Origin of the sequence: Pseudoalteromonas sp. LC2018020214 (genome assembly GCF_016598755.1) — a bacterium.
In the GTDB taxonomy this organism is placed as follows: domain Bacteria; phylum Pseudomonadota; class Gammaproteobacteria; order Enterobacterales; family Alteromonadaceae; genus Pseudoalteromonas; species Pseudoalteromonas distincta.
This window is the reverse complement of sequence record NZ_CP066805.1, coordinates 252,211-263,953: the sequence shown is the minus strand read 5'-3', so window position 1 is coordinate 263,953 and position 11,743 is coordinate 252,211. Positions and strand designations below refer to the sequence as shown.

Below are 11,743 nucleotides of genomic sequence, written 5' to 3'. Positions count from 1 at the left end.
CAGCGCATGTTTGGTATTTATGCTGCGTTATCGCCTATTTATGGGGAATAACCACACTACATAGGCTCTGCCTTGCCTAAAAACCAAACATACTGCTGCAAATTCACCCACCAATGATCAACACGCCCTAATAAGTTATTTTATTAATTATAAGCTGTAGCTTAAGTTAATGTAGCCAAAGCGGCCAATGTTATCGTAACTTGCGCTGCCCGCGCTTGTACCACGTGAACCGTACGGAAGTTTACGATTAAATACGTTATCAACACCTACTTTAACGCCTAAACCGCTATCGAAGTTGTAACCAACAGTCATATCGGTAATAAAGTATTTACCGTAAGACATTTGGTTACTTGGGTTCGAGTTACTTTCAAGCTCAACATTTGTATATAAATCTACTTCACTTAAAAAGCGTGTTTCAACTGTTGAGAAAAAGTTATCCATAACATAGCTTACAGATAAGTTAGTTTGCCACTTAGCTTCACCTGTAGTACCGGCGTATTCAATGTAGTTACTAGGGTCGTCTTGGAACGGGTAATCTTTACGTTCAATTAAGTAAGTACCAATTAAGCGGGTTTTAAAGCTACCTTCAAGCGCGTCAAAGTCGTAACCTAGTTCAAAATCTATCCCTGATGCTTTTTGGCCGGCAACATTTAATACAGAGTTTTGTATTAAAGTAATTTCACCATTAGCATTACGTGTAATTAAGTTACAGTACTGATTGTTTATACCTGTTGCGCTATCAACACAGCGATCAAGAATGTCTTGCGCGTCGATTGTGTCAATCGCATCTTCAAGTTCAATTTCCCAGTAATCAATAGTAAGCAGCGCGTTTTCTAGAAACTCTGGTTGGTAAACAATGCCTACAGTTGTACTTGTTGACTCTTCGCCTTTTACATCGCGGTTACCGCTAGTTAAACCATCTAATGAGGCTGCATCGTAACCTGAGTTAAAGTCACTCGCTACACCTAATGCGGCACAGTTTGCAGTACGTGTTGCACCGTTTGATAAGTCACCTAAGTTGTCGGCGCGACACGGGTCGTCTACATTGTAGAAAGTTTGACTTGCTGCCCCAAATACTTCACTAATGTTTGGCGCACGAAGTGCTGCAGATTGAGTTACACGTACACGTAGCTCATCATTTACAGTCCAATCAAGGCCAAGTTTCCAGCTAGTTGCTTCGCCAATCGTACTGTAGTCAGCATGACGTACTGCAGTATCAAACACTAAATCTTGAATAAGCGGTAAGTCAGTTAAAATTGGCATCGTCGCTTCAAAAAATACTTCGCGTACGTTGAACGAGCCTTTATCTTCGCCCAGTGCGTTAAAGAAAGTACCTTCTGCGTTATCTGGCTCTTTAGTTTCGCTTTCTTCTTTACGGTACTCGGCACCAAATGCAATACCTACATAACCTGCTGGTAATTCAAAAATAGCGCCATTAGCAAGTGATCCAGAAACAACTGTTTGCTTAATTGTTGAAGTACCAACTGATACCGTATTTATGTAATCAATAGCTTGTTGAGATGGTGCGCCAAAACCCATAATATTTACAGGTACACATCCGTCAGCTTGCGCAGCAGCGCTACGACATACTACGTTGCCATTTGTATCTTCAACGGCATCAAGTGCATTAAAGTAGTTGGCTAAAATCATGTTAGCGCCGTTTTCACGCTCTAGATCTGTTTGGCCGTATACAACTGACGTATCTAATTCCCAATCTTCTAAAACAGTCCCTTTTAAGCCTGTTACAAAACGCGTTGTTTCACGCGTATTGTTTTCAATGCGGCGGCCAAGGTCACTCATCATGCGGTTAACCATGATCGAATCAACACCTTGTTCTTCCATACGTGCTTTGATGGCTGGGTCTAGGTAAGGGTTGTCGATTTTAATGCTATTGTCGCTGTCAAAAAAGAAAAACGCAGGTTGGCCTATGCTTTCGCCTTGGCTGTTTACGTATTTTGCATCAAAGTAAACGTTTAAGTCGTCGGTAACATCGTAGTTAACTTTAAAGTTTACGTTGTAGCGCTCAAACTCAGGTTGTATTTCTTCAAATTGACCTAAGTTAAAAAAGTCACATTCTGCACATGAATATGGATCTGCGTTATTGCCTATGTATAAATCACGTGCGCTGCTATCAGGGTTAAAGCTATTAATATACTTAGTTGGATCTTCAAGTGCATAAACACCTGAATCATTGATGGCGTAATAACCCGCATTAGGTGTTAAAATATCATCAGGAAAGTCAGCACTATTTTTGTTCTCATCCGTTTGGGCTTGGTTAGGTAAGCTGCTAAAAGATGTGCTAGTCCAAGGGTGGTCAAGTGCATTTAATGAATCTTGACCTGAGTACTCAATAGCAAAAGCGGCATTACCACGGTCGTTATCAAAATTAGAGCCGTACGAGAACGTTGCTTTTTCGTTGTTGTAGCTGTTTAAATCGGCAAAACCACGGGTAACGCTAAAATCCATACCTTCAATGTTGTCTTTTAGTATAAAGTTTACAACACCTGTTACCGCGTCAGCTCCATATACAGCAGATGCACCACCAGTGATAATTTCTACACGCTCAACCCATACACTTGGAATAGTATTGGTATCTACAGCTTGAGAACCAGCTGAGCTTGATACATGACGCTTACCATTTACAAGTACTAAGGTACGGTCTGTACCCATGTTACGTAAATCAAGAATATTTAAACCAGCAGTACCAATAAAACGGCCTGAGTTAGCCATAGAATATGTATTGCCAAGTGCTGGTAAATTGTTTAGCGCTTCACCAATGTTTACAGCGCCTGTATTAATTAGTTGCTCGCCACTTATAACTGTTACTGGTGCAGGTGCAATAGCACCTTCACGTAAGATACGTGAACCCGTTACTTCAACGCGTTCAATTTTTGTTGCTTGCTCATCTTGTGCAAGCACAGAATTACTTGCTGTTGCAGCAGCAGTAATTAATGCACATTTAATGCTAGTAGAAAGTAAATTATGACGTTTCATGTGTTTCCCAAAGGACATTTTATAGTAATTTAAAACAATATTTATTTTTACCTAGTACAATTTGTATTAGGTAAAAACCTATAACTTTTGTTATGAGGGCGGCGATTATTGCATGCTGATAATCTTATTAAAAGTAAGTAACTTACTGTTAAATAAGCAACTTGAAATAATTTGAATGGCTATTGTTGCATTTTTTACATTAGTTTGTGAGGGGGATTAGGTGGCTCTTTATGGTTAATTTACATGGTAGGTTTGTTTTGTGTTTATGCTGTTTACATCTTTATAGTTTTTATAATTTTAGAGATGGTTTTTATAGCAATTATTTTTTAGTTAAAAGTAGTTAGGAATATTCTAATTTATATAAAGAGCAGGCGGTGAGTGTTATATGTACTTAGTTGTAAGTATTATGTATGTAAATCCCGTTTTAAAATGACTTTAATGTAAGGCTTTATTTTCAAATAAAGTGAAGTTTGAATATTTTTCATTATTAATGTTTAAAAAGGTCTAAACGTGTAAACCCCCTTTACAGTTTTTGGGGTCTCAATTGCTCCTTAAGTTACTTTAGCGCGTAAACTTGGTACAATTTAGCTGTTTTTAATTAATAGGTTTGACCATGAAGTATTTAGTTATTATTTTTACCTTGTTGTTTAGTTCAATGTCTTTTGCGCAGCAATCTGTCGATCTTGAAATAAATATGAAAAAAACGGGCCTTGCGTATAAACAAGCAGTACAGGCAACTCAACTTAGTGAATTTAATACTGCGATTGATGAATTTATAAAGCTAGTAAAAGTAAGTAAAACAGGTAAGTTTTACAAAAAACCTGAGCAGTCATTGCAGGGCCTTGATAAAGTGATTGCCCAAGCTGAGCTTGCTAAAAAAGCAGCGAACGAGCAGGGGCTAAGTGCGGCAAAAGAACCGTTAAAAAATATAGATAATTTACGTAAAAAATATCATGAGCTACATGAGCCTCCAGGGTTCTTTGAATTACTGTTCGGTTCATAAACCTAAACTATATGTATCTTTAGTCGCTACTTTTAAGCTAATTGCGTTAAAGGTATCTGCAGCAATAAATATAAGGAAACACAATGGAAATTTCAGTTTCAATGTTAGAAGGCCAAAAGCAAAGCGCTAAATTTGGCGACCTAGAAGTAATCAGCGATCAAAGTGTAAACGCTGGTGGCAACGCAGAGCATCCAGAACCGTTTGATTACTTTTTAGTAAGTATGGTTTTATGTGCAGGTTTTTATGCGCGTAAATTTTGTGAGCAGCGTGATATTTCAACGCAAGGTATGACGCTTACTCAAAATAATGAAAATGTAGATGATAACGGTAAAAAGTTATTTTCAATTGAGATTAACCTACCAGACGGTTTTCCTGATAAATATAAAAAGGCGCTTATTGCAGCCGTTAACACCTGTACGGTAAAAAAAGTAATTCAGGCAGTGCCAGAGTTTTCAGTAGTGGTAAAGTAATCCACCCTAAATTAGGTAGCTTTAACAAGCTACCTAAATATGTATAGTGCCCCACGGCTTAACTTATTTTTTTTTCATTCCTTGTACTGCTTTAAAGCGTGGGTTGTTTTTACAAATTACAAATACACGACCTTTGCGTTTTACAATTTGACACCCCGGACGTCGCTTCGCACTTTTTAGAGAACTTAATACTTTCATACCTTTTCCTTTTTAACAGTCGATAAACTTTTAAAACGACGGTTAAACTGTGCAACACGGCCATCTGTAGCAACAGTTTTTTGCTTGCCTGTATAAAATGGATGTGAGTCACTTGATACGTCAATAGGTACATATGGATAAGTTTTACCGTCTATTTCTACTGTGCGGCTTGTTTTAATGGTTGAGCCAATAATAAAGTAAGAATCGGCAGCAGTATCGTGAAAAGCAACCTCTTGGTAATCAGGATGAATATTTGGTTTCATAATACGCCTCAATAAATGATATGTGATAATGTATCATTTTAATTTAACGTATTTATTCTCCCATTGCAAATTATTTAAATGTTCCTCAAAAAGGCCATAGTTGCTGGCTATTTGCGCAAACAAATCAAAAAATAAGCACTTGAATCAAAAATGCTGGCTATTGGCGTTTAGGCTGTTATAACTATATTTAAGAGTTAAAACGTTAACAAATACGGTTATAAAGTTATTACAGAGGTTATGTATGAGTGACGCAACACAACAACAAGAACAAATTGACCAAGGGGTGATGGAAACCCTAAGAGAGCGCGACCACAGTACCTTGGCGCAACAAGTAAATCCGTTAACCTGCAACCACAATGATATTGTAGAGTTACTAGCAAGGTATATGGCACTAAGCGAGCAAGAAGATGATGAGCTGTTTGATACTTGGTTTGATAACCTAACTAAAGAGCAACATACTGTTTTAAAAGTATTTGAAGTTTACCGTGGACAATATGAGCACCAAAATTAAAGTGTTTATTTTTGTAAGTATACCAGGTTCAGTGGCTATTTAAATAAAACTAAATAACCACTACTGCCTTTTGTATTAACCAGTAGCGCTGCTTTATTGATCACAACCCCACGTGTTTACACCATAAGTTCGGATTTAATATTATCTTTATTTAGGCACTAGTTACTGATATTTATCAGTATTCATTTATTGCTATTTTTAAGTAATGTTCTAGTTTTAATTGGTATGCTGTTTATAGTTTAGATAAGTTTATCGGATTATATATTCGAAAATATTCGCTCCCATTTCGTAATTCATAAAACACTTAAAATTAATTGAGCTTTAATGATTAAACCTGAGATCCCAAGTAACGAAGCAGAGCGATTACATGCGTTAAAAACATTAAAAATTCTAGATACGTCGCATGAAGAGCGCTTTGATCGTGTTACTCGTATTGCCAAGCGTATGTTTAATGTTTCTATTTCATTGCTTACTTTGATTGACGAAGACCGCCAATGGTTTAAATCTAGGCAGGGGCTTGATGCGCCTGAGCTTCCTCGCGAAACCTCATTTTGTGGCCATACCATAAATCAAGACGAGCTCTTAATAATCCCAGATACAGTCCAAGATAAAAGGTTTTTTGATAACCCTTTTGTTACAGGCGATCCTAAAGTACGCTTTTATGCTGGCTTTCCTTTAAAATTAAGGCAAGGGGTTATTATAGGCACTTTATGCCTTGCCGATAATAAACCTAGACACCTTAATGGTGAAGAAAAACAATTACTAAAAGATTTAGGCACGTTGGTTGAGCAAGAGATTCAATCAATTCAACTAGCCACAATTGACGAGTTAACAAGAATCTCTAACCGGCGTGGCTTTTTGAACCTTGCTGAGCATACGCTAAATATATGTAGGCGAAACAAAGTATCAATGTCGTTTATCTTGTTTGATCTTAATAAGTTTAAACAAATTAATGATGTTTATGGACACCACGAAGGCGATTTTGTATTGAATAAATTTGCGCAAATTATGCTTAGTTCATTTTGTGATTGTGAAGTAATAGGTCGACTTGGCGGAGATGAGTTTGTAGTAATGCTAAGTGATTTAGATGAAACAAAAGCTGAGTTTGTTTTACAAAGGTTTGCGGATGCAATTGCGCATGCCAATAATACCTTAAATAAGCCTTATAAAATCGATTACAGTGTAGGGGTAACACACTTTAAATACGATACAGGTAAATCGGTTGAGGATATGATTCAAGATGCTGATGTTGCAATGTATCAGCAAAAAAAGCAGCAATCACTTTAGTGATCTATTTAGTTTAATTGCTGCTTGAACTTCACTTAACTTCCTCATGCTAGTACGAATCTTATAATAGGTAGTTATTGGCTATTGCAGTCATTTTTTGCAGCGGGTGATGCTAAAGACACATTTGGTTGCCAAATCCTGTCCCATATTTTATGAAGATTGTTTAAGTTTGGTCTTTGACTTATTTTTTCAAAGTTACCAATGCTCACCTCTGAATCATTTTTTTGACCCACTACAAAATTAAACACATAGTTGCATTCCATGCCCATACGTAAATCAGAAAGTACAATACTGCTTTGCTGTTGGCGCACCGAATAAAACCCTTTAGTAAACCACTGCAAGCGTTTTATAGCCCATTCATCGCTAATATTATTTAACAGTGAAGGCGTTGTTTGATAAGGCGTTAATGTAACATCGCTGGGCGCGTCAAATACTGATGCATAACCTTCGTAGTATTGTCCGTCAGACATCACAACAATACGCCACAGCAAAGTGGTTAGCGGAGCAGGCGTACTAACATACGCATTTACTGGTATTTGTCTGTTGTTGAGAGCCGTTTTTACTTTGTCATCAATATTTACTTTTAAAATTAAAGCGCAAAATAAATATAGACTACTTAAAACTAAAGTCGCTGCATTTATACGATAAGCCGTTGCTGCTTTTATTTTGGGTATTAGCGTACATATTACGCCAATTAATAAAGGAAGCGTGTAAGCGGGGTCAATAATAAACACACTAGAAACCGCAAAGGGGTACTCAGTAAAAGGCCAGAGTAGTTGTGTACCGTATACCGTTAGGCTGTCTAATATGGCATGTGTAGATAAACTTAAAAATACTAGCCAAAACCAGCGCACTTTATAAATTTGCATTCCGGTGTGTATTTTTAATATTAGCCATACAATGAGCGGGCTAATTAATAAATGTATTAATAACGAATGACTAAAGCTACGGTGATAAGTAAATGCTTCTACAGAGCCACCATATGGCAAAAATACATCTAAATCAGGGAGTGTGCCTAAAATTGCTCCCCATAAAACGGCTTTTCGACCTATTTTATTGCCTAATACCGCATAACCTACAGCACTGCCTAATGCTATCTGCGTTAAAGAATCCATTTTGATTAATACCTTTAATTACTACTTTTATTATTTATACTTTTTGATTATTAAAAAGCGTCAAAAAATAATGTGAAATATTTGATAAGCACATCAATGCCCAAAATTTATAAACTAAGCCTAGGTTTTATAAAATCTAAAAATGCTGTAATGCGAGACGATACAGCACTATTTTTATAATACACGGCTTGTACAACCTCTCGGTTATTAGGTGAGCTAACTGCACTGGGTAACACTTCAACTAATTTACCTGTTTTTAGGTCATTGCCAATCATAAAGTGAGAAAGTAGCGCCACACCTTGGTTTGCAATACATAGTTGGCGCACTGTTTCGCCGCTGCTTGCGCTAAGCGAAAACGTAAATAAAGCGGGCTTTACTAACGGCCAATTGTTTAATTTAGGGAAGTCACTAAAACCAATTATCTTGTGATTTTGTAAGTCATCTATTTGTGTAATTGCTGCGTTGTTTTTTATATATTCTGGGCTGGCTACAATACGTAACTGGCTGCTGCCAAGTTTACGAACATGTAAATTTGAGTCTTTTAAATCACCAATACGTATGGCTAAATCGGTTTTATGTTCAAGTAAATCAATAATGCTGTCGTGTGAGGTTATATCAAGCGTTATGTGGGGGTATTGCTTGGCAAATTCGCCAATTAAAGGCGTAAGTTGGTGCAATACAAAAGGGCTTGCAGCATCTATTCGCAGCTTGCCACTTGGCGCTTGTTTTAAAAGCTTTATGGCTTCTTCACCGGTATAAAGCGTATTTAACCCTTCGCGCGCATATTTTATAAAAGTATGGCCTTCTTCGGTAAGCTCTAATCGGCGTGTTGTTCTGTTTAGCAAAGTACATTGCAATGTATTTTCAAGGCGTGATACAGCTCGCGACACTTTAGCCACCTGTTGATCAAGCAAATTAGCCGCCCCCGAAAAGCTTCCGCAATCTACTACCGTTATAAACGTTTCTAAATCTTCAGTTTTTGAATGAACAGCCATAAGTATACCAACACCATCTTTGCATTATTAACAAAAGTATTTTGTCACTAATGCTATTTTTTGCAAACGATATTTTAGCCAAACTACATTCTTCAAATATTAATGAGGATATAACTATGCCATTGGCTTTATGGGCGCTTACCTTAAGCGCATTTGCAATAGGAACAACTGAGTTTGTAATAGTGGGATTAGTACCCACCATTGCAAACGACTTAGGCGTAAGCCTACCTTCAGCAGGTTTGCTTGTAAGTTTATATGCGGTTGGCGTTGCCATTGGTGCGCCGGTGCTAACAGCTTTAACGGGTCGTTGGAATCGTAAAGTGGTACTAATAAGCTTAATGGGCTTATTTGTTTTAGGTAACTTACTTGCATGGCAAGCGCCAAGTTACGAAACATTAATACTTGCGCGCATTTTAACGGGGCTTGCCCATGGTGTGTTTTTTTCAATCGGATCGATGATTGCCACTAGCCTAGTAAGCAAAGACAAAGAAGCCAGTGCAATAGCCATTATGTTTACCGGGCTTACTGTAGCACTAGTAACTGGTGTGCCACTAGGTACATGGATTGGACAACACTTTGGTTGGCGTGCAACGTTTTTAGTTGTGTCGGTATTAGGTTTAATTGCATTAATCGGCAGCTCTATTTTAGTACCAAAAAACTTAAAACAATCAATACCAGCGACGTTTAAAGAGCAACTACAGGTAATCGTAAAACCGCGTTTATTACTCGTATATTTAATGACGATATTGGGCTATGGCGGCACGTTTACAGCGTTTACTTATTTAGCACCTATTTTAGAGCAACAAACAGGTTTTGCGCCTTCGGCTATTGCCTTAATAATGCTTGTTTACGGTGTGTCGGTAGCGGTAGGTAATATTTGGGGTGGAAAGTTGGCCGACAAACGCGGCCCAATTAGCGCACTGAGCATTATATTCAGCGCTTTGAGTATTATTTTACTGATATTTACTTTTACGATGGAATCAAAAATTGCTGCTGTACTTACTATTTTAGTATGGGGCGCATTTGCTTTTGGTAATGTGCCAGGCTTGCAACTTTATGTAGTAAAGCAAGCACAAAAGCACACGCCCAATGCGGTAGATGTTGCATCAGGTTTAAACATAGCCGCATTTAATATTGGTATTGCACTTGGCTCAATTATTGGCGGTAGTGTAGTAGAGAACATGACACTGCAAGATACAGCATGGATAGGCGCCGTTATCTCTGTTTTAGCACTTGGTGTTACACGCTACAGCGGTATGCTTGATAAACGTGAAATTCAGCAAGCATAAAGTATCTTCTGTTAACCTTGAAACTAAAATTAATGACCTCATACCTGTTATGAGGTCATAGATTTTTAAGTGACAGTCGTAATAAGAAGTAAAAGGTGTATTTCGTAAAACTATAGGGCGTGTTGCTCTTTGGTTGTTGAATTTGCAGTAGTAAGTTTGGTTTTTAGGCAAGGCAGAGCCTATGTAGTGTGGTTGTTCCCCATAAATAGGCGATAACGCAGCATAAAAACCAAACATACACTGCCCGTTGGGTTCTTTCTAGGAGCGATTAACTCTTTGTTGCTCGGTTTTTACTTAGCCCACTAGGTTACAAACCTCGCGCCGCGATTAAATCGCCCCTAGATTGAACAAATTTCAATCCACAAAGAACAACACGCCCTAGTGAAGTTTGTATTTCAAACCGATTATTTTATAAGGATAAACCATGACAAAACGTGTAATAGAAATGCCAGAACTAGGTATGGGAACATTCCGTTTGGAGGGCGACACTGCCTATAACTCAGTAAAAATGGCGCTCGAAGTTGGGTTTCGCCATATTGATACTGCACAAATTTATGGCAACGAAGAGCAAGTAGGCCAAGCCATAAAAGATAGTAATATTCCGCGCAGTGAAATATTCTTAACTACCAAAGTGTGGAATAACAAATTAAATAAAAGCGACTTTATCCCAAGCGTTAAAAAGTCACTTGAAAAGCTACAGGTTGATTCGGTCGACCTACTGCTAATTCATTGGCCATCGCCTGCTAACGACGAGCCAATGAGTGAATACCTCACTGAATTACTAAAAGCGAAGCAGCTTGGTTTGACTAAGCACATTGGTGTATCAAACTTCACCATTGCAAACTTAAATGAAGCAATGCAAACACTCGACTCGCGTGAAATATTTACCAATCAGGTTGAGGTTCACCCATATTTAACTAATACTAAATTACGCGCATTTTGTGCTCAGCACGATATACATGTAACTGCGTATATGCCATTTGTAGTAGGTAAAGTACTTAAAGATCAAACTATTATCGACATTGCTAAAAAGCACGATGCAAGTCCAGCACAAGTTGTTTTAGCATGGGTTAACGCAAGCGGCATGACGACAATTCCATCATCAACTAAGCGCAAAAACTTAGAAGATAACTTTAACGACCACGTTAAGTTAGATGATGAAGACATAGCCCGCATTGATGGTCTTGATTGTGGCGACCGCCAAGCAACACCAGACTTTGCGCCGCAGTGGGATCAGTAAACTTACCTCAAACGCAAAGTTAAACTAAATATTTTAAGGTGTAGATTATCTACACCTTAACTTTTAAAAAGGAATACACATGTTAACGGTTATAGCTGCACTGTCGTGCAAAAATATTGATGCAGATGTGATGCTTACAGCACTTGAAAACTTACAAAAGTCATCGCGCCAAGAAGTAGGGTGCTTACGTTATGAACTATCGGTAAAAAGTGATGATGAACATACCGACTACGTTGTTAGCGAACAGTGGGCGTCTGACGAGCACTTTGAAGCGCATAAAAACGAGCCACACTTTAAAGCATTTGGTACGCAAGTTACTGGGCTTTTAACCAATAGTAGTATTGATGTATATAAATCAATTGGTTAAATTCTTTTTAT

The 11,743-nt window shown here is 37.9% G+C and carries 12 protein-coding genes; 7 read left to right on the top strand and 5 right to left on the bottom strand.

The genetic code is table 11. From position 1 onward, the window contains the following. Positions 1-147 precede the first annotated feature (147 nt). Complete coding sequence (locus JG479_RS17650; RefSeq protein ID WP_149603640.1) at positions 148-2,994, bottom strand: TonB-dependent receptor domain-containing protein; 2,847 nt, start codon at positions 2,992-2,994, stop codon at positions 148-150. Between the two features lie 613 nt (positions 2,995-3,607). Between JG479_RS17650 and JG479_RS17645 the strand changes: the two genes are divergently transcribed. Both JG479_RS17645 and JG479_RS17640 read left to right on the top strand, forming a co-directional pair. Then, positions 3,608-3,997, top strand: coding sequence for a cytochrome b562 (locus tag JG479_RS17645; RefSeq protein ID WP_200220605.1), 390 nt, complete (start codon positions 3,608-3,610; stop codon positions 3,995-3,997). 83 nt (positions 3,998-4,080) lie between these two features. Further along, complete coding sequence (locus tag JG479_RS17640) at positions 4,081-4,467, top strand: OsmC family protein (RefSeq protein WP_002958670.1); 387 nt, start codon at positions 4,081-4,083, stop codon at positions 4,465-4,467. 63 nt (positions 4,468-4,530) lie between these two features. On the opposite strand, the gene ykgO is transcribed toward JG479_RS17640, so the two are convergent. After that, on the bottom strand, positions 4,531-4,665 hold the full coding sequence (gene ykgO, locus JG479_RS17635; protein WP_138490415.1) for a type B 50S ribosomal protein L36: 135 nt from the start codon (positions 4,663-4,665) through the stop codon (positions 4,531-4,533). Continuing rightward, positions 4,662-4,928, bottom strand: a complete 267-nt coding sequence (locus JG479_RS17630) for a type B 50S ribosomal protein L31 (protein ID WP_149603641.1) — start codon at positions 4,926-4,928, stop codon at positions 4,662-4,664. Before JG479_RS17630 ends, ykgO begins: the two co-directional genes overlap by 4 nt. A gap of 241 nt (positions 4,929-5,169) precedes the next feature. Between JG479_RS17630 and JG479_RS17625 the strand changes: the two genes are divergently transcribed. Both JG479_RS17625 and JG479_RS17620 read left to right on the top strand, forming a co-directional pair. Next, on the top strand, positions 5,170-5,439 hold the full coding sequence (locus JG479_RS17625) for a hypothetical protein (RefSeq protein ID WP_039487544.1): 270 nt from the start codon (positions 5,170-5,172) through the stop codon (positions 5,437-5,439). 324 nt (positions 5,440-5,763) lie between these two features. Further along, positions 5,764-6,726: a sensor domain-containing diguanylate cyclase gene (locus JG479_RS17620; RefSeq protein ID WP_200220604.1), complete on the top strand. Its 963-nt coding sequence runs from the start codon at positions 5,764-5,766 to the stop codon at positions 6,724-6,726. A 74-nt stretch (positions 6,727-6,800) separates the two neighbouring features. Here JG479_RS17620 and JG479_RS17615 read toward each other — a convergent pair whose 3' ends face one another. Both JG479_RS17615 and JG479_RS17610 read right to left on the bottom strand, forming a co-directional pair. Then, positions 6,801-7,841: a metal-dependent hydrolase gene (locus tag JG479_RS17615; protein ID WP_200220603.1), complete on the bottom strand. Its 1,041-nt coding sequence runs from the start codon at positions 7,839-7,841 to the stop codon at positions 6,801-6,803. 107 nt (positions 7,842-7,948) lie between these two features. Then, positions 7,949-8,836 (bottom strand): LysR family transcriptional regulator, encoded by an 888-nt coding sequence (locus JG479_RS17610; RefSeq protein WP_039487554.1) that lies wholly within the window; start codon positions 8,834-8,836, stop codon positions 7,949-7,951. A 116-nt stretch (positions 8,837-8,952) separates the two neighbouring features. Here JG479_RS17610 and JG479_RS17605 point away from each other — a divergent pair, with 116 nt between their 5' ends. The 3 genes from JG479_RS17605 (at position 8,953) to JG479_RS17595 (ending at position 11,732) form a co-directional block, all read left to right on the top strand. After that, complete coding sequence (locus JG479_RS17605) at positions 8,953-10,125, top strand: MFS transporter (protein ID WP_039487557.1); 1,173 nt, start codon at positions 8,953-8,955, stop codon at positions 10,123-10,125. Between the two features lie 424 nt (positions 10,126-10,549). Then, positions 10,550-11,365, top strand: coding sequence for a 2,5-didehydrogluconate reductase DkgB (gene dkgB, locus JG479_RS17600; protein WP_024605501.1), 816 nt, complete (start codon positions 10,550-10,552; stop codon positions 11,363-11,365). Positions 11,366-11,444: 79 nt separating this feature from the next. Continuing rightward, complete coding sequence (locus JG479_RS17595; protein WP_002958660.1) at positions 11,445-11,732, top strand: putative quinol monooxygenase; 288 nt, start codon at positions 11,445-11,447, stop codon at positions 11,730-11,732. The last annotated feature ends 11 nt before the right edge of the window (positions 11,733-11,743 follow it).